The organism is Bacillus sp. FSL L8-0528, assembly GCF_038593085.1.
Lineage (GTDB): Bacteria > Bacillota > Bacilli > Bacillales > Bacillaceae > Bacillus > Bacillus paralicheniformis.
Map to the genome: position 1 here is coordinate 3,020,441 of NZ_CP151961.1, position 17,693 is coordinate 3,038,133.

17 protein-coding genes, 1 pseudogene and 1 other annotated feature are annotated in these 17,693 nt (G+C 48.2%); of the genes and pseudogenes, 3 read left to right on the forward strand and 15 right to left on the reverse strand.

The genetic code is table 11. From position 1 onward, the window contains the following. Positions 1-15 precede the first annotated feature (15 nt). The 5 genes and pseudogenes from araD to MHI30_RS15405 form a co-directional block, all read right to left on the reverse strand. Complete coding sequence (gene araD, locus MHI30_RS15385; protein ID WP_075751983.1) at positions 16-702, reverse strand: L-ribulose-5-phosphate 4-epimerase; 687 nt, start codon at positions 700-702, stop codon at positions 16-18. Positions 703-717: 15 nt separating this feature from the next. After that, complete coding sequence (araB, locus tag MHI30_RS15390) at positions 718-2,409, reverse strand: ribulokinase (RefSeq protein ID WP_075751982.1); 1,692 nt, start codon at positions 2,407-2,409, stop codon at positions 718-720. A gap of 14 nt (positions 2,410-2,423) precedes the next feature. Beyond that, positions 2,424-3,906, reverse strand: a pseudogene (gene araA, locus MHI30_RS15395) (L-arabinose isomerase). Positions 3,907-4,166: 260 nt separating this feature from the next. Further along, complete coding sequence (locus MHI30_RS15400) at positions 4,167-5,063, reverse strand: glycoside hydrolase family 43 protein (RefSeq protein WP_229078735.1); 897 nt, start codon at positions 5,061-5,063, stop codon at positions 4,167-4,169. 217 nt (positions 5,064-5,280) lie between these two features. After that, complete coding sequence (locus MHI30_RS15405; protein ID WP_020452527.1) at positions 5,281-6,366, reverse strand: M42 family metallopeptidase; 1,086 nt, start codon at positions 6,364-6,366, stop codon at positions 5,281-5,283. Positions 6,367-6,539: 173 nt separating this feature from the next. Between MHI30_RS15405 and MHI30_RS15410 the strand changes: the two genes are divergently transcribed. Further along, entirely contained in the window at positions 6,540-6,941 is a 402-nt protein-coding gene (locus MHI30_RS15410; RefSeq protein WP_075751980.1) for a sigma-w pathway protein ysdB, read from the forward strand. A 15-nt stretch (positions 6,942-6,956) separates the two neighbouring features. Here MHI30_RS15410 and MHI30_RS15415 read toward each other — a convergent pair whose 3' ends face one another. The 6 genes from MHI30_RS15415 to lrgA all read right to left on the reverse strand — a co-directional run bounded on the left by MHI30_RS15415 (position 6,957) and on the right by lrgA (position 9,929). Further along, entirely contained in the window at positions 6,957-7,220 is a 264-nt protein-coding gene (locus MHI30_RS15415; RefSeq protein ID WP_075751979.1) for a DUF1294 domain-containing protein, read from the reverse strand. A gap of 124 nt (positions 7,221-7,344) precedes the next feature. Then, entirely contained in the window at positions 7,345-7,704 is a 360-nt protein-coding gene (gene rplT, locus MHI30_RS15420) for a 50S ribosomal protein L20 (protein WP_003184266.1), read from the reverse strand. A gap of 32 nt (positions 7,705-7,736) precedes the next feature. Next, positions 7,737-7,937: a 50S ribosomal protein L35 gene (gene rpmI, locus MHI30_RS15425; protein WP_003184267.1), complete on the reverse strand. Its 201-nt coding sequence runs from the start codon at positions 7,935-7,937 to the stop codon at positions 7,737-7,739. Between the two features lie 17 nt (positions 7,938-7,954). Next, positions 7,955-8,473, reverse strand: a complete 519-nt coding sequence (gene infC, locus MHI30_RS15430) for a translation initiation factor IF-3 (protein WP_116523372.1) — start codon at positions 8,471-8,473, stop codon at positions 7,955-7,957. A 67-nt stretch (positions 8,474-8,540) separates the two neighbouring features. Then, positions 8,541-8,673 (reverse strand) — a sequence feature (ribosomal protein L20 leader region). 135 nt (positions 8,674-8,808) lie between these two features. Next, a complete protein-coding gene (gene lrgB, locus MHI30_RS15435; RefSeq protein ID WP_075751978.1) occupies positions 8,809-9,492 on the reverse strand; it encodes an antiholin-like protein LrgB in 684 nt (227 codons plus the stop codon). A gap of 23 nt (positions 9,493-9,515) precedes the next feature. After that, positions 9,516-9,929 (reverse strand): antiholin-like murein hydrolase modulator LrgA, encoded by a 414-nt coding sequence (gene lrgA / locus MHI30_RS15440; RefSeq protein WP_075751977.1) that lies wholly within the window; start codon positions 9,927-9,929, stop codon positions 9,516-9,518. A gap of 240 nt (positions 9,930-10,169) precedes the next feature. Here lrgA and MHI30_RS15445 point away from each other — a divergent pair, with 240 nt between their 5' ends. Further along, on the forward strand, positions 10,170-11,720 hold the full coding sequence (locus MHI30_RS15445) for an alkaline phosphatase D family protein (RefSeq protein WP_075751976.1): 1,551 nt from the start codon (positions 10,170-10,172) through the stop codon (positions 11,718-11,720). Positions 11,721-11,770: 50 nt separating this feature from the next. On the opposite strand, the gene MHI30_RS15450 is transcribed toward MHI30_RS15445, so the two are convergent. From MHI30_RS15450 to MHI30_RS15460, 3 genes are all read right to left on the reverse strand, one after another. Beyond that, on the reverse strand, positions 11,771-12,493 hold the full coding sequence (locus MHI30_RS15450; RefSeq protein ID WP_075751975.1) for a LytTR family DNA-binding domain-containing protein: 723 nt from the start codon (positions 12,491-12,493) through the stop codon (positions 11,771-11,773). Continuing rightward, the gene (locus MHI30_RS15455) at positions 12,471-14,252 is read right to left on the reverse strand and encodes a sensor histidine kinase (RefSeq protein WP_075751974.1); all 1,782 of its coding nucleotides are present in this window, start codon (positions 14,250-14,252) and stop codon (positions 12,471-12,473) included. Before MHI30_RS15455 ends, MHI30_RS15450 begins: the two co-directional genes overlap by 23 nt. A 126-nt stretch (positions 14,253-14,378) precedes the next feature. Further along, positions 14,379-14,606 carry a DUF3923 family protein gene (locus tag MHI30_RS15460; protein ID WP_020452536.1) on the reverse strand — a complete coding sequence of 76 codons (228 nt, stop codon included), beginning with the start codon at positions 14,604-14,606 and terminating at the stop codon, positions 14,379-14,381. A gap of 259 nt (positions 14,607-14,865) precedes the next feature. On the opposite strand from MHI30_RS15460, the gene MHI30_RS15465 reads away from it, so the two are divergent. After that, a complete protein-coding gene (locus MHI30_RS15465; protein ID WP_075751973.1) occupies positions 14,866-15,678 on the forward strand; it encodes an HAD family hydrolase in 813 nt (270 codons plus the stop codon). A 31-nt stretch (positions 15,679-15,709) separates the two neighbouring features. Here MHI30_RS15465 and thrS read toward each other — a convergent pair whose 3' ends face one another. Continuing rightward, positions 15,710-17,641 carry a threonine--tRNA ligase gene (thrS, locus tag MHI30_RS15470; protein ID WP_020452538.1) on the reverse strand — a complete coding sequence of 644 codons (1,932 nt, stop codon included), beginning with the start codon at positions 17,639-17,641 and terminating at the stop codon, positions 15,710-15,712. Between the last annotated feature and the right edge of the window lie 52 nt (positions 17,642-17,693).

The following is a 17,693-nucleotide window of genomic DNA, read 5'->3' on the forward strand; positions in this document are numbered from 1 at the left end:
GACAGCTTTCCTCCTCTATTGGCCGTAATACGCGTCTGCCCCGTGCTTGCGAAAATAATGCTTATCCTGCAAAGCGCTCTTAATCGGCTCAAGAGACGGATTCAGCATCAGGGAGCGGTACGCCATCTTCGCGACTTCTTCCAAGACGACAGCATTGTGTACGGCATTCAAGGCGTCTTTCCCCCAGCAAAAAGGCCCGTGATTGTTCACGAGAACGCCGGGCATCGCCAGGGGGTCAAGATGCCGGAACGTCTCTGCAATCACTTTTCCTGTATTCAACTCGTATTGACTTCTGATCTCCTCGGGATCCATTTCTCTTGTACACGGAATGTCACCGTGGTAGTAGTCAGCATGAGTCGTTCCGAGTGACGGAATATCCTTCCCTGACTGCGCCCAGCTTGTCGCCCACGGAGAATGCGTATGGACGATCCCGCCGATCGATTGAAACTGCCGGTAAAGATAGAGGTGTGTCGGCGTATCGGAAGACGGCTTCAGATCCCCATCTACAATCTCGCCGTCCATATTCAGGACCACTAAATCTTCGACTTTCAAATCGCTGTATTTGACACCGCTCGGTTTGATGACGACCAGCTCATTCTCCCGGTCAATACCGCTGACATTTCCCCATGTAAAGGTGACAAGCCGGTATTCTTCAAGCTGCAAATTCGCTTTTAATACTTGTTCCTTCAAAGATTCCAGCACAGTTTTCTCCTCCCTCTAAGCCATCGCTTTACCGGTGTCGGAACTAAGGGACTGGATGTTTTTCAATTTTTTAAGGCGTTTCATCACATTGTTTTGCTTTCCGAAGTACGTGTAAAGCTCCTTGTATTCCGCATAAAGCCGATCGTATAAGGAAACGTTTTCAGGAATTGGTTTGTACGTTTTATCCTTGATCTTGCCCATATGTGCGACTGCTTCTTCGATATGGTCGTAACCGCCGTTCATGCTTCCGGCCGCGAGCGCTCCGAATATCGCGGAACCTAAAGCCGGCGCCTGCGGAGATCCGGAAATTTTGATTTCCATGTTGGTGACATCCGCGTAAATCTGCATGATAAACGGATTTTTTTCAGCGATTCCTCCTGCGGCATACAGCTCCTCGATCGGCACGCCGCTTTGTCTGAACGTTTCAATAATGATCCTCGTCCCGTAGGCAGTCGCTTCAACCAATGCACGGTATATCTCTTCAGGTTTAGTGGCAAGCGTCATACCGAGCAGCATGCCCGTCAGATCGGCATCAACGAGTGTTGAACGGTTTCCGTTCCACCAATCCAATGCAAGCAAACCGCTTTCACCGATTTGGAGACGGTCAGCCTTTTGAGACAGCAGTTCGAAAATGGAAATCCCTTCGGCTTCAGCTTCTTTCATATACGCTTCTGGAACAAAGTGTTGAATCAGCCAATGAAAATGGTCGCCGACGCACGATTGGCCTGCTTCATAGCCGACATAGCCCGGGAGAATCCCGTTTTCAACAACGCCGCACATTCCCGGCACCATTCTGACATCTTCACCGAGCAGCATATGGCAGGTAGACGTTCCCATGATCATCAGCATCTTGCCCGGCTCGGTGATGCCGACCGCAGGAACTGACACATGCGCATCAACATTTGCGACAGCGACCGCCGTACCTGCCAGAAGCCCTGTTTTCCCGGCCATTTCTTCAGTCAGTCCGCCCGCTTTTTCGCCTACAGAATAAATATCCTCCGTTAATTTTTCGCGAACGATATTTTTCAGCTTCGGATGCAGGCTTGCGAAGAAATCGTCGGAAGGATAGCCGCTCTTATTGTTCCAAATCGCTTTATACCCCGCTGTGCAATTGTTGCGCTTTCTTGTTCCGCACAGCATATAGACGATCCAGTCGGCCGCTTCCATAATATCGGCTGCGGCATCATAAATATCAGGCGCTTCTTCCGCGATTTGCATCACTTTTGGAACGAGCCACTCGGAAGAAATTTTCCCGCCGTATGTTTGAAGAAAAGGTTCATTTCTTTCTTCCGCGATTTGATTCAAGCGATTCGCCTGCTCCTGGGCAGCATGGTGCTTCCAAAGCTTCACATAGCTGTGCGGTTCTGACGCATACTCTTCCCTCATGCAAAGAGGAGTGCCGTTCTCGTCAACGGGCAAAATCGTGCAAGCCGTGAAATCGATTCCGATGCCGATGATTTCTTTCGGATCCGCTTTCGACTGCTTTAAAAGGCTCGGAATCGTTTCCTCCAGCACTTCAATGTAATCAGCCGGATGCTGAAGCGCCCAGTCCCTCGGAAGCTTTCGCTTTGAGACGGGAAGCTCCCGGTCTATCACCCCGTGTGTGTACTCTTTGACAGCTGTCGCGATTTCCTCACCTGTCCGGACATCGACGAGAACAGCGCGTCCTGACAATGTTCCAAAGTCAACTCCGATTGTGTAAGGGATAAGCCTTCACCCCCTTAAAACTTGCGAAGCCGATATGCAGCTTCACTCCATTTGAGTTCATTGCGAAGATTTAAAATCGTCGTATCGCGATTGATCAACACCGCTTCAATGCCCGACATTTCGGCCCAATCGAGCATCTGCTCGGCTGTAAGCTGATACGAAAGGCATGTATGGTGCGCACCGCCAGCCAAAATCCATGCTTCAGCCGATGTTCTCAGAGACGGCTGCGGCTTCCAAAGTACGCGCGCCACCGGAAGATTCGGCATATCATGCGGAACCTTCTCAGCTTCCACTTCATTGATGACAAGCCTGAAACGTCCGCCCAAATCGATGAGGGAGACATTGACCGCAGGGCCTGCAATTCCGTCGAACACGAGCCGCGCCGGATCATCCTTTGCACCCATTGACAGCGGATGGATTTCAATTCTCGGTTTGTGTTCGGCAATCGACGGGCACACTTCAAGCATGTGGGAGCCGAGAATCATTTCATTGCCCGGTTCAAAATGGTACGTGTAATCCTCCATAAATGACGTTTCTTTTCCGCCGGCCATCACTTTCATCATCCTGACGAGCGCAGCCGTTTTCCAATCCTCCTTCTCCTCCGAAACCGTAGCCTTCGGCCATCAGCCGCTGAACGGCCAAACCTGGAAGCTGCTTCATACCGTGGAGGTCTTCAAAGGTTGTCGTAAAGGCCGTATAGCCCCCGTTCGAAAGAAAGCGCTTTAATCCAAGCTCGATCCGTGCCTGCTCTTTGACGGATTCCCTTGCCTCTTCGCCTTCCGGCCACTCATAAAGCTCCTCATATTCGGAGACGAGCTCGTTCAGACTCTGTTCTGATACTGCATTGATCTCTGTGACGAGGTCGCCGATTCCATATCCGTCGACAGACCAGCCAAGCTGAATCTGCGCTTCAATCTTATCTCCTTCTGTTACCGCCACATTGCGCATGTTGTCCCCAAATCGGGCGACTTTGATATGACGGCTTTCAATATATGCGACCGCTGCGCTCATCCATTTGTCGATCGAGTGTTTGACGTCTCTGTCTTCCCAATACCCGGCGATGACTTTTCGCGGAATGCCCAATCTCGCTCCGATAAAGCCGTATTCGCGGTCGCCGTGTGCAGACTGATTAATATTCATGAAATCCATGTCGATTCTATCCCACGGAATGTCCCGGTTAAACTGGGTATGAAAATGGAGCAGCGGCTTATTCAGCTCTGACAGGCCCGGAATCCACATTTTCGCCGGTGAAAACGTATGCATCCAGGTGATGATGCCCGCGCACTCCTCGTCCCGGTTCGCCTCTTCAAACAGTTTTCTGACGCCGTCCAGCGAAGTGGCCACCGCTTTGTACTTGACTTGAAACCTTAAATGCCCGTCATTTAATCCGTTGCAGATCATTTTGGAATGCTCTTCCACCTCTTGTACGGCCTCTTCTCCATATAAATGCTGGCTCCCTGTCACAAACCAAAATACATGCGTCTTTGTCTGAATCAAATAGCTTCCTCCTCTTCTTTATGGTGTCTGTGTAAAGATTAGCAAACTATTAAAACGCTTACAAAAAAACATGGATATACCTTATTCTCAAACTTATCGCGACTATATGTACGTACAACTAAACTCAAAAACATATTTGTACGAACAACTTCATTATATCATTTTGAAAAAAACTGTCAATTTAATTTCCAGTATGTTTTTTATTTTTTTTGACAGATTTCAGAACAAAAAAACCGGGCGGAAAAATCGCCCGTCATCTGTTAATAAGTCGGCCACCCTTGGGAATCCCAGTACAAGTCGTTGATGAGCAGCTTTGATACGCCATTGTCCAGTGCGTCATAAGCGTGTCTGACAAGGATCGAGTTGTTCAGAACATCCTGATGTCCCGGCCCTTTCCAGCGGTCATTGCCGGAATCGAGGATCGTCCCTCCGCCGTTCATCATATTTTTGCCGCTTTTATCATAATAGGGTCCCGTAATGCTCGTTGAACGGCCATACGCTATTTTATATGTGCTGTTCACCCCTTTACAGCAGCTGTCAAACGAGACAAATAAGTAATAGTAGCCGTCTTTGTAGGTAATGTTCGGCGCTTCAACCGCTCCGCCGTTATTCGGCCTTGAGGCGATCGAATACAGGCTTCCCGTCGGCTTCATCGTGTTTTTATCAAGCCTTGTCAGCTTGATGCCGGTCCAAAAGGAACCGAATGAGAGCCATGGATTTCCGTCTTTGTCAATGACCAGATCAGGGTCAATGGCATTAAACTGATCACCGGATGTCGATCTGATGACCAGCCCGTCATCCCGCCATTGGCCGGATGAAATCCGGTCTGTCGATGCGAGTCCTATCGCTGATGTGTTTGAACCGAAAGACGATACCGAGTAATACAGCCAATACCGGCCGTTATAGTAGCTGATATCCGGCGCCCACTGATGCGGTTCATGATTTGGTACGTACATCTTCCACCAGGACAATGGAGCTGGAAAAATACTCGGGGCAGCACTCCAGTTTCTGCCGTCTGTTGACTTAATGACACGCAGCCCTGTACCGAGCCCGGTTCCAAATGTATACCACGTATTTCCCTCTTTAATAATGGAAGGATCATGGATGAAATTGTCTCCCTTTGTGTCCCAAAACGCAGCCTTGCCTGATTCAGGCATCAAAAAGGCCAGCAGCAGTCCGAACATCAATCCTGTCAAAGACATTCTCCGCAACACATTTTTCATTCAGATCACACTCCTGTTCTTGTAAATGAAAAAACAATGCCTCCCTTTCTTTGTCAATTTTCCGAACAATGTTTATATATGTAAGCGCTGTCTTTGGCATTACAAAAAAAAGCTGACAGCTTGTAAAATAAGCTGTCAGCCACATCTTTCATCAGTCAAACGTAATATTTTGAACCGTCTCTTTATCCAATCGCTTAATCACCTCGGTAATTAATTTTACCGCATGTTCATAGTCATCCCGGTGAAGCATGGCCGCGTGCGTATGGATATACCTCGTCGCGATCGTGATCGACAGGGCAGGCACTCCGTTCGCGGTAAGGTGGATCGATCCCGAATCTGTTCCTCCGCCTGAGAGGGCGTCAAATTGATACGGAATGCCGGCTTCATCTGCAACATTTGTGACAAAGTCGCGAAGCCCTTTATGGGACACCATTGATGCATCATAAAGGATGATCTGCGGGCCTTTTCCCATTTTGCTTGTCGACTCTTTTTCGGTAATACCCGGCGTATCACCCGCGATTCCCACGTCAACACCGAAAGCGATATCAGGCTTGATCGTATGCGCGGCGGTTTTCGCGCCTCTCAGTCCGACCTCTTCCTGTACGGTTCCGACACCGTAGACGACATTCGGATGATCCGCTCCTTTCAGGTTTTTCAGCACATCGATCGCGATCGCGCAGCCGATACGGTTGTCCCATGCTTTGGCAAGCAGCATTTTTTCATTATTCATCACCGTAAACTCAAAGTAAGGAACGACCTGGTCTCCCGGAAGAACGCCCCACTCCATCGCTTCCTCTCTGTTCGACGCTCCGATATCGATAAACATATCTTTAATATCGACCGATTTTTTTCTTGCCTCCTGAGACAGGACATGAGGAGGTTTTGAACCGATGATACCGGTGATGTCGCCTTTCTTCGTCACGACCGTCACACGCTGCGCCAGCATGACCTGGCTCCACCAGCCTCCAACCGTCTGAAAGCGGAGATAGCCCCGGTCATCGATCCGTGTAACCATAAAACCGACCTCATCAAGATGGCCGGCAATCATAATCTTCGGTCCGTCAGCCTGTCCGGTCTTTTTAGCGATTAAGCTTCCCAGTCTGTCTGTCGTAACCTCGTCGGCAAACGGTTCTATGTACGATTTCATGACTTGTCTGGGCTCTTTTTCATTTGCCGGAATTCCTTTTGCATCTGTTAATTCCTTTAGCATCGTCAATGTTTCATCAAGCTTTGCCATCTCTATACAGCCTCCTTAATTAACCCTCATTTACTATTATACAGAAACATCCCTTTTCAATACGACCAATATTCTGTACAGCTTTTTTGGTTAAAAAATGAAACCTTGCGGGAACTGGTTCGTATATATTGGGATATACTCAAAATTATGTTCAAGGGAGGTTCTGTTTTAACATGATTGTCATCATATTGAGACTGGCTTTGCTGGCGCTATTGGTTTACGTCGTGTACAGGGCCGTTCAATTTTTGGGGAGCCCGGACAGAAGGCTGAAATCAGCACAGGCCAAAGAACACTTTTATTTTTTGGACGAACAGAAAAATGCACGCAAAAATCTCAAGCTGACATTTAAAGGCGTGCTTTTCGAAGGAGAAAAACACATTCCTTCAAAAGACCATCCGCTGTTCATCCATACGATTTTTGTATGGACGGAAGCACCTGAAGAAAAACTCGGCTCTTTCACGGAAGAAGACTTCGCGGAATTGGAAGAAAACATTAAAGCGCACTATCCCGATTGCAAAATCGACTGGGATTCGAACATTCAAAAGTGGAGAAACAAAAAAGCAGAAGAGCAATAAGCCTCGTCTGCTTTTTTAATTCATCATATAACAATAGGTCAAAACGGCTTGGACGACCAGCAAAAAAGGAATGCCAAGCCTGAAGGAAAGGTGTTTTGTCTTATGTCTGAACCGCATCATCCCGAACCAGACGCCTGCGGATCCGAAAGCGGCCGCAACGAGCCAGATGCGGCGCTCAGATACCCTCCATTTCCCAGTGACCGCTTTTTGCTTGTCTGCTTTCATTAAGAAAAAGCCGTATCCGTTTATGAGGATCGCGTAAATCCATATGAGAGTCATATTGTTCATTTCTCCTTGTTTCGCGGTTTGGGCTGCTCGCGGCCGGCCTCCCGAACCGTTTCACATCCCGCGCGAGAAGCTTCTAACAACAAAAGAAAAAGGCCGGGTTCCGGCCTTTTTTCAATTATTTATTCAATTGCGCTTTAGCAGCGTCTGCAAGCTGATTGAATGCGTTCAAATCGTTTACAGCAAGGTCAGCAAGCATTTTACGGTTTACTTCGATACCGGAAAGCTTAAGACCGTGCATCAAACGGCTGTAAGAAAGACCGTTCATGCGTGCTGCAGCATTGATACGAGTGATCCACAGTTTGCGGAAATCGCGCTTTTTCTGACGACGGTCGCGGAAAGCGTAGTTTCCTGATTTCATAACCTGCTGGTTAGCTACTTTATATAATGTATGTTTTGAACCAAAATAACCTTTTGCTAATTTGAGAACCTTTTTACGACGTTTGCGTGTAACAGTTCCGCCTTTTACTCTTGGCATTAGATTTCCCTCCTAATTATACCTTTTCCGAATTACTTAATGTTGGCAAGCTGCTGCTTGATGCGTTTGAAATCGCCGGCGCTTACGACTGCGCTTTTGCGAAGTTTGCGCTTTTGTTTTTGAGATTTATTTGCGAACAAGTGACTTGTATATGCATGAGAACGTTTCAGTTTCCCGGAACCTGTCTTTTTAAAACGTTTCGCAGATCCGCGGTGAGTTTTCATTTTTGGCATGGATGTTTCCTCCTTAATTACTTTTCAGTTTTAGGCGCGAGCACCAAGAACATGCTGCGGCCGTCCATTTTCGGCTTCGTTTCAACAGTCGCCACTTCCGCGCAGGCTTCTGAGAAACGGTCCAGCACGCGCTGTCCGATTTCTTTATGCGTGATCGCACGGCCTTTAAAGCGGATGGACGCTTTCACTTTGTCCCCTTTTTCAAGGAACTTGATGGCGTTGCGAAGCTTTGTATTGAAATCGTGTTCTTCAATACCAGGGCTCAGCCGAACTTCTTTTAAGTTAATGATTTTTTGATTTTTGCGTGCTTCCTTTTCCTTCTTCTGCTGCTCGAATCTGTACTTTCCGTAGTCCATGATCCGGCATACAGGCGGTTTTGCATTCGCTGCAACCAACACAAGGTCAAGATTTGCGCGACCCGCAATTTCCAGTGCTTCCTGGCGGGATTTGATCCCAAGCTGATCGCCATTTTGTCCGATCAAACGAACTTCACGCGCACGGATACCCTCATTAACCAATTGATCTTTGCTAATAATGAGCCACCTCCATAGAATCTTTGAATTGATTTCACAACTCATTTTGACCGTTTCTTTGCATTCCACAGGCAAACAAAAAGTGCGGGCATCGAAACACCCACACTGCGAACATTGCATAGAAAAATAAGAAATGTACGTTTAACCTGCCAACTACAAGAATGTGTCAATCAGGTGAGAAGCGGGTGCTTCTGCTTGTTGATATATATTCAATTCATTATCCATCTTACATAAACAAATCCTGCAAGTCAAGATATAAAATTTATCACAACATTTGCTATTATATCAGGACACATTTGAAATAGCAATGCTATTTTTTTATTTTTCTTTCACCGGTTCTATCCGCCGATCATTTGGACACATAACGGAACGACAAACACGGTCACGACGCCGACGACGACAACTGCAATACTCGCCATTGCCGCTTCGACTTCCCCCATTTCAATTCCAACGGCGACGCCGAGGGCATGTCCCGATGTTCCGAGCGCCAACCCTTTGGCGATCGGATGCTGCACTTTGAAGATTTTCAAAAAAAGCGCGCCGAGCGCATAGACGATCACTGCGTTAAAGATGACGGCGAAGGCCGTGATATCTTGAATGCCGCCGATCCCTTTTGATAAAGGCAGCGCAATCGCCGTCGTGGCGGCCTGGGGCAGCATGCTTTTCATGACGGCTCCGTCAAGGTGGAGCGCGTTTGCGATCAGATAGACGACAGCAACCGAGCAGACAGAGCCCGCAATAATGGCGCCAAGGATTTGCAGCCAATATTTTTTCAAGCTTTCCGCCTGTTTGTATAAAGGAATGGCGAACGCAATCGTGGCGGGCTCCAAAAAGAACTTAATGATGTCTCCGCCGCTCTTGTAGTCCTCATATGAAAAACCGCCGATTTTTAAAAACGCGATCCCAAGAATCATCGCGACAAACAAAGGCGTGAACAAGAAAAAACCATTTGATTTTTTAAATAAAAAAGTGCCGATGCCAAATGCGGCCAGTGAAACGACGATACCGAAATAAGGTGTCATAGCGTTAATAACCTCCTATTGAGTCAAGAAGCTGTTTTTTTGGCTGGTTCAACCCGGGTGTCCCGACGGTCCTTTTTGCCGGCAGACAGAATGAACTGTGAAAACAAGCCTGTCGCTGCGAGCAGAATGACGGTAGCCAGGAATATCACAAGGACGATCGGCAATCCGTATTTCTCCATGACACCGAGCGAGTTCATCACTGATATTCCCGACGGAACGAATAAAAAACCGATCAGCGAAGTGAGCGCCGTGCCGAGCGATTCGACTTGTTCCAGCTTCAGCACGTTCGCACACAGCAATGCAAACAACATCACCAAGCCGATGACAGACGGAGGAATCGGGATGGGCAGAACCGCGGCGATTCCGTTTGAAACAAACATAATAACAGCAAAAATAAATGCCTGAGTTAAAAAGCCATATTCTTTTTTACCCTTCATTTCGTTCACCTCTTTGGCTGTGTTGGGTTCATTATATAAAAAGGCCCCGGCCAAAAAAGCGTTTTCAAAATAACTTGCCGGATACGGCCCTTCAATTGCAGAAACGGGACGCCGAAATGCAAATCATTCTTCAGGCTTTGCACATTCTTCACAATTATTTAAATTCCAGAATGTGCTAATGGAGCAAAACAGATCGTATAGTGGTTAATGAGAAAACGATTGATGAGGAGGCTCTGACTCATGAACCATTCAAGAGGAGGGCGCTTTGTTCCGGCTGGCGAATTCGCGTCTTTGGCAAGACGCGGCCTGATGCCTGAAGACGCTTCGATCGCCGCCGGCGCGCCCCGATTTGCAGATTATCCATTCAAGCTTGGGGTGGCTTCGGGTGACCCGCATCCCGACGGGGTTGTCATTTGGACGAGGCTTGCCCCCGATCCGCTTGCCGAAGACGGTTTAGGGGGAATGCCCGGCAGAGCCGTCCCTGTTCAGTGGGAAGTAGCTGAAGATGAACATTTTCGCAAAGTGGTGAAGCGCGGAACGGCCTCTGCGCTCGCTGAGCTCGCCCACTCCGTTCATGTGGAAGTGCACGGCTTAAAGCCGGGAAGCTATTATTGGTACCGGTTTAAAGCGGGACGGGAAATCAGCCGGACAGGCCGTACAAAAACAGCGCCTTCCCCGGACGCCGACATCAAGGGAATGTCGTTCGCTCTCGCCTCGTGCCAAGCTTGGTACCACGGATATTTTACAGCTTACCGGCATATGGCCGAAGACCATCCGGACGTTGTTTTTTTCCTCGGAGACTATATTTACGAATATGCCATTAATGCTAAAAATCTTTTCCGCGATGTGACTTTATCCGCTGCCCATAACGCAAAAACCGTCACACTCAGCCAATACAGACTCAGATATTCTCTTTTTAAGACAGATCCGGACCTCCAGGCCATTCATGCGCTGGCTCCCTGGGTTGTGACGATGGATGACCATGAGGTCGAAAACAATTATGCCGGCATCCATTCGCAATACAACACGTCTCCGGACGATTTTCTCCGGCAGCGCGCAGCGGCGTACCAAGCTTTCTACGAAAATATCCCGATCCGCAGCACATCGATTCCAAATGGGCATGACATGCTGATGTACAGGCGGTTTCGCTATGGAAACCTGGCTGAATTCAATGTTCTGGACACCCGGCAGTACCGCAATAATTTTCCGGCAAATGAGGCCGAACGGCTTGAGCCGTCACGCTCCATACTTGGATTTGACCAGGAGCGCTGGCTTTTTAACTGCTTGAGCCGGTCTGACACGGTGTGGAACTTTTTAGTCCAGCAAGTCGTGCTGGCTCAAATCGACCGCGATACAGGCCCTGGAGTTGAGTACAGCACAGACCAGTGGGACGGTTTTCCCGCTTGCCGCGATAGGCTTATTTCCGCATACAAGGCATACGGCATCCAAAACCCCGTTGTGCTGACAGGAGATATTCACAGACATGCCGCCGCCGACTTAAAGGAAAACTTCGACGATGCGGGTTCAGCGACAATCGGAACCGAGCTGATCACAACTTCGATATCTTCAGACGCTGACGGCAGCGAGACCGATTCATTGGCGCCAATCTGGCTCGGAAACCCGCATGTCAAACTGTACAATGCGCAGCGCGGCTATGTTCGCTGCCGCTTGACGCCCCGGCAGCTCGAAGCCGACTTTCAGGTTCTTCCTTATATCACACGGCCCGGCGCCCCAGTCTCAACTTATGCCACGTTCGCCGTTGAAGCGGGACGGCCCGGGCTCCAGCGCTAAAAAACGGCGGTGAATGACGAATTCAGTCTTTCACCGCCGCTGATCATTTTTCACACCATATGCAGCCGTTTTTTCAACTCTTTCGCGTATGTACGGCTAACAGGAATCGTGGAGCCGTCTTTCATCAGGAGGTTGTATGTCGAATTGAACCAGGGTTTGACTTCTTTAATATGATCCATATTTGCGAGAAAGCTTCTATGCACCCTGATCAACGCCGTCTGTGAAAGCTTTTGTTCGAGAACGACTAATGTATCGTGAACCGTGTATGCCTGATCAAAGGTTTTCACTGTGACGTGTCCGTCTTCTAACCCGGCGTATACGATTTCGTCCGGATCGAGAATGACGATCGCTTCGTCAATGCTGAGAGCCAGCCTGTGGCGGCTCGCAAGCCGCTGCCCCTCCTGATGGCCGGGGCGCATCCTTTTATATTTTTGGATCGTCTGTCTGATTCGCTCCTCATCAAACGGCTTTGTCAAATAATCGACCGCATCCACTTCAAATGCTTTCAGCGCATATTCATCATAAGCGGTCGCAAAAACGACAGCCGGAGGCGCCGACATTTTTTTCAGCCGCTTTGCAATGTCAAAACCGTTCTCCCCAGACAAATCGATGTCCAAGAAAAGAATATCGGGTTTGTGATCCGCCATTTTGTCAAACGCTTCTTCGATATGTTCAGCCTCATCGACCGTATCCACTTCTTCGGTCTGCTCTAATAAATATCTCAGCTCGTCTCGCGCAAACATTTCATCATCAACGATTAATACTTTGAGCATCTCTGTTCCCCTCTCTTTCGGTTTGAAAAGGAATCTTAAAGGATATCTCTGTTCCTCTATAAGGTTCGCTGGCAAGCTTGAGGGCAGCCTGGTGCCCGAACAAACCGGTAAGCCGCTGATTCACATTGTAAAGCGCCGTCCCGTTCCCTTCTTTTGAAGGTGCGGGCGCCTGTCCCAGCTGTCCAAGCAGCTCTGGATCAATTCCCCTGCCGTTGTCTGACACCTTCATCAAAACGCCGTCCTGCACTCTCACAGCGCATACTTTTACCGTGCATACCTTTTGTTTTCTCGGGAATGCATGGCGAAGTGCGTTTTCAACGAGCAGCTGCAATATAAATGGAGGAATTTCCATGCTTTCAAGGCCGTCCTCGATATGAAAATCAATATGATACTTGCCAGGGAACCGGGCCTGCTCCAATGATAAATAGGCTTCCAGGTGATTCAGCTCTTTTGAGAGCGGAATCATCAGCTGCCTGGCTCCCTGCAGATTGGAACGAAAATAAACGCTCAGCTGCAGAAGGAGTTTCCGCGTTTTTTCCGGATCTGTTCTGCACAGAGCAGAAATCGTATGGATGGCATTAAATAAAAAGTGCGGATTGACCTGCGCTTGAAGTGCCTTGATTTCGGCATCTTTCAAAAGCTTGCTTTGCAGCTCAGCCTCACCGAGTTCTAGCTGAGTGGAAAAAAGCATGGCAAGCCCTTCGGCGAGCTCTTCCGTCACGCGGTTAAGACCGGACGGATGCTTAAAGTACAGCTTCAGCGTGCCAATCGTTTCGCGGTTGGAGAAGAGCGGCAGTACGATCGCCGCCTGCAGCGGACAGGAACGGTGCGCACACTCGATTTCATCGCGCGACTTCACTTTCATGACCTTTCCGGTTTGAATGACTTTTTTCGATAAACCGGTGATCAGATTTTTTGAAGGAATATGATGATCTGCTCCATCTCCGACATGAGCGAGAATGTTCTCTCTGTCCGTAATCGATACGGCATCGGTCCCTGTCATCCGGTGAATAATGAGAGCGGCGCTTTTGCAGGAATCCTCATTCAGTCCCCGGCGGAAAAAAGGAAGCGTCTGATCCGCTATCGAAAACACCTTATGGGTCTGAACGGCCCGCGCCTGTTCCTCTTTGCGGATAATAGACTGAATGATCGATAGAAAAATAAAGCTGCCCGTCCCGTTGACAATCATCATCGGAATGCCAATCATCTGGACGAGCGCCAAAGCCTCAGCCTGCGGTTTTGCAAGCACGAGAATCATCAGCATCTGCAGACCCTCCATACAAATACCCGCCAGAGCGGCTACCCTTGGTGTCACCATCTGATGCCGTTTCCTGAAAAAGCTGCCGATATAACCCGCAATGACGCCAGCCAGCAGTGAAGAAACCGCACAGCTCAAAGCCGTCGTCCCTCCCAGTGAAAAACGGTGAATGCCTGACAATAGCCCGACACCCGCTCCGACAAACGGCCCTCCGATCAGGCCGCCGATTTCGACACCGAGAATTCTCGTATTGGCAATCGAGCTTGACGGATCGATCGCAAAAATCCAATCATTGTTCAAAATCTTATGTTCCCGGATTTCAATGCCCGTATAGTTGCTGATGATGCTGAACAGGGAAAAAATGAAGATGAGAACCCCTTTTCCCTTATACCCTTCCGGATGCTGAAGGTACTGACGGAACACCTTCATATGGGCCAACATAAAGCCCAGGATGACGATGATCCCCACTCTCTCCAGCATCATGATCATGAGTTGAATCATGTACTTCCCCTTGCTTTCTTTCTGAATCGGAATCTGCTCTTATTCTATCATACCTCTCTTTATTCACACTTTGACGCGGCATGCTTTACAAAATAAAAAAGGCAGCAATTGTTTGCCGCCATTTCCTTATTTGCTGCTACCCGTTTTCAAATTAACAATCAGCCACACAACTTGAATAATGAATGGAAATATAAATGCAATCAATAAAACGATAAAAGCTATTAATTTAAGCTCAGGCGTTTGAGTAACACCGGCGCCATCAACATCTCTCAGCCACACGAGAGCCGTCCCCATTACAAAAACGGCCATCCAAAATATGTTGCAAATCCACCAAAATATCCATCGTTTTTTCACAAAACCATTCCTTCCATTTCTACACTGTATCCGCTTCTTCCGTCCGCATATGAGCCCGTTATCATGACCATAAGATGCATCTTAAAAATCCCCTGCATTTCCAAACAATAGAAACCCGTTTCATTCTATCATATTCGAGAAGCTTTCACACTTTGACACTGCATTACATCACATTCTTAAATTCATTTCTTTCACATCCCTTTGATCTATTGTAAAATAAATAAGAGAATTCTATAAATTAATGGCAGAGGAGAAGATCATGAAAGCCGTATTTTTTGATTTAGACGATACATTGCTCTGGGATGAAAAAAGCGTCAGCACAGCATTTTCCAAAACGTGTCTTAAAGCTGAAGAAAAATACGGACTCCATGCGGAAGAATTTGAAGCAGCCGTCCGCGAAGCAGCGCGAAAGCTTTACACGTCTTATGAAACATATCCATACACCGTCATGATCGGCATCAACCCATTTGAAGGCCTGTGGTCAAACTTCAGCGAGCCGATCAGCGAAGGCTTTCAAAAACTGAACAAAATTGTTCCTGAATACAGAAAAAACGCATGGACAAACGGATTGAAGGCGTTTGATATCGACGATCCCGCCTTCGGGGAAGAACTCGGCGAATATTTCGCCGCAGTGCGCCGAAAGAACCCTTTCGTGTATGAAGAAACATTTGCCGTTTTAGATGAACTGAAAGGAAAAGCAGAGCTTCTCTTGCTGACAAACGGCGATCCGAGCCTGCAGAAAGAGAAGTTGGCAGGCGTACCTGAACTTGCTCCTTATTTTAATGAAATCGTCATTTCCGGTGAATTCGGAAAAGGAAAGCCTGATCCAAGCATATTTGAACACTGCCTCAGTCTCCTCGGCATAACAAAGGATGATGCCGTGATGGTCGGAGACAACTTGAACACCGACATTCTCGGGGCTTCCAGAGCAGGCATTCAAACCGTCTGGGTCAACCGCAAAGGCAAAAAGAATGAAACTGACCTTACACCTGATCACGAAATCAGCCATTTGAGCGAACTGTTCGATATCCTCCGCGGAAAAACAGCGGACAAGCTAAGCAAAAAAGCATGACTCCCGAGCGGGAATCATGCTTTTTTCTCGTTTATTTCTTTGCTTCTGCAACGGCTTTTTTAATGAAGTCTGCAAACGCAACCGTTTCTGATTTTTGCTCTCCGTATTTGCGGACGTTGACGGCTTCGTTTTCAACTTCCTGGTCGCCGACGACAAGCATGTACGGGATTTTTTGCATCTGCGCTTCACGGATTTTATAGCCGATTTTCTCGTCACGGATATCGACTTCAACGCGAAGCCCTTCACGCTGCAGGCGCTCCTGAACTTTTTTGGCGTAGTCAAGATGCACGGACGGCGATACAGGGATGACCTGGAACTGAACAGGGGCAAGCCATGTCGGCAATGCGCCTTTATGCTCCTCAATTAAGAAAGCGACAAAACGTTCCATTGTGGAAACGACACCTCTGTGAATGACGACCGGACGATGAGGTTTTCCGTCTTCTCCGACATATGTCAGATCAAATTTTTCAGGAAGAAGGAAGTCCAGCTGTACAGTTGACAGTGTTTCCTCTTTGCCGATTGCTGTTTTGACCTGAACGTCAAGCTTCGGTCCGTAGAACGCCGCTTCCCCTTCGGCTTCGTAATAATCGTGTCCGATCTCGTCCATCGCTTCCTTCAGCATCGATTGCGCTCTGTTCCACATTTCATCGTCATCGTAATATTTCTCTGTATCTTCAGGGTCGCGGTAAGACAAGCGGAATGAGTACTGTTCAAGGCCAAAGTCTTCATACACTTCCTGAATCAGGCGGACAGTGCGGATAAATTCTTCTTTAATTTGATCCGGACGGACGAAAATGTGTGCGTCATTCAAAGTCATCCCGCGAACGCGCTGCAGACCTGAGAGAGCGCCTGACATTTCGTAGCGGTGCATCGTTCCGAGCTCCGCGATCCGGATCGGCAGTTCACGGTAGCTGTGAATGTCGTTTTTATAAATCATCATATGGTGCGGACAGTTCATCGGACGAAGCGTCAATGTTTCATTGTCCATTTCAATCGGAGGGAACATTGTGTCTTGATAATGATCCCAATGCCCTGACGTTTCGTAAAGTTCTTTGCTGCCGAGGACAGGTGTATACACGTGTTCATAGCCGAGTGCAAGCTCTTTGTCAACGATATAGCGCTCGATGACGCGTCTGATGGTTGCACCCTTTGGCAGCCAAAGCGGCAGCCCTTGCCCTACCTTTTGCGAAATCGCAAACAGCTTCAGTTCTTTTCCGAGCTTTCTGTGGTCGCGTTCTTTTGCTTCCTCAAGGAGGCGAAGATGCTCATCAAGCTCCGCTTTTTTGAAGAAAGCCGTACCGTAAATTCGCTGGAGCATCTTGTTGTTGCTGTCTCCGCGCCAGTATGCCCCCGCAAGGCTCAGCAGTTTGAACTCCTTGATTTTTCCTGTCGAAGGAACGTGAACACCGCGGCACAGATCGAAGAATTCGCCCTGCTCATAGATCGATACCGTTTCGCCTTCCGGAATCGCATCAAGCAGTTCCAATTTCAGATCATCGCCGATTTCGGCAAACCGGGCTCTGGCTTCCTCACGGCTGACTTCTTTTCTTACGATCGGCAGATTTTCGCCGACGATTTTTTTCATTTCCTTCTCAATCTTCGGAAGGTCTTCCGGAGTCAGCGCTTCTTCCATATCCACATCATAGTAGAAGCCGTTTTCAATGACCGGACCCACGCCGAGCTTCACGTTTTTATACAGGCGCTTGATCGCCTGGGCCATTAAGTGTGCAGTACTGTGGCGCATGATTTCAAGCGCTTCTTCGCTGCCTTCTGTAATGATTTCGATGGCGCCGTCCTCAAGGATCGGTGCGCGCAGATCGATTTCTTTGCCGTTTAATTTCCCCGCTATTGATTTTTTCTTTAAGCCGGGACTGATTGATGCCGCGATATCTTCTGTTGTCGTCGTTTTTGCAAACTCCTTAACCGCTCCGTCAGGAAATTTGATTTTTACCATATCTGACATCCTAGTCACTCCTTTTTTTTACAAAATAAAAAATCCCCGTCCCCCTATGAAA

Bases quoted from the DNA above. Each gene is read 5' to 3' on its own strand.
- MHI30_RS15400 (WP_229078735.1), bottom strand. From the start codon at position 5,063: ATGCCTGAATCAGGCAAGGCTGCGTTTTGGGACACAAAGGGAGACAAT.
- MHI30_RS15405 (WP_020452527.1), bottom strand. From the start codon at position 6,366: ATGGCAAAGCTTGATGAAACATTGACGATGCTAAAGGAATTAACAGAT.
- MHI30_RS15410 (WP_075751980.1), top strand. From the start codon at position 6,540: ATGATTGTCATCATATTGAGACTGGCTTTGCTGGCGCTATTGGTTTAC.
- MHI30_RS15415 (WP_075751979.1), bottom strand. From the start codon at position 7,220: ATGACTCTCATATGGATTTACGCGATCCTCATAAACGGATACGGCTTT.
- rplT (WP_003184266.1), bottom strand. From the start codon at position 7,704: ATGCCAAGAGTAAAAGGCGGAACTGTTACACGCAAACGTCGTAAAAAG.
- rpmI (WP_003184267.1), bottom strand. From the start codon at position 7,937: ATGCCAAAAATGAAAACTCACCGCGGATCTGCGAAACGTTTTAAAAAG.
- lrgB (WP_075751978.1), bottom strand. From the start codon at position 9,492: ATGACACCTTATTTCGGTATCGTCGTTTCACTGGCCGCATTTGGCATC.
- lrgA (WP_075751977.1), bottom strand. From the start codon at position 9,929: ATGAAGGGTAAAAAAGAATATGGCTTTTTAACTCAGGCATTTATTTTT.
- MHI30_RS15445 (WP_075751976.1), top strand. From the start codon at position 10,170: ATGAACCATTCAAGAGGAGGGCGCTTTGTTCCGGCTGGCGAATTCGCG.
- MHI30_RS15450 (WP_075751975.1), bottom strand. From the start codon at position 12,493: ATGCTCAAAGTATTAATCGTTGATGATGAAATGTTTGCGCGAGACGAG.
- MHI30_RS15455 (WP_075751974.1), bottom strand. From the start codon at position 14,252: ATGATTCAACTCATGATCATGATGCTGGAGAGAGTGGGGATCATCGTC.
- MHI30_RS15465 (WP_075751973.1), top strand. From the start codon at position 14,866: ATGAAAGCCGTATTTTTTGATTTAGACGATACATTGCTCTGGGATGAA.
- thrS (WP_020452538.1), bottom strand. From the start codon at position 17,641: ATGTCAGATATGGTAAAAATCAAATTTCCTGACGGAGCGGTTAAGGAG.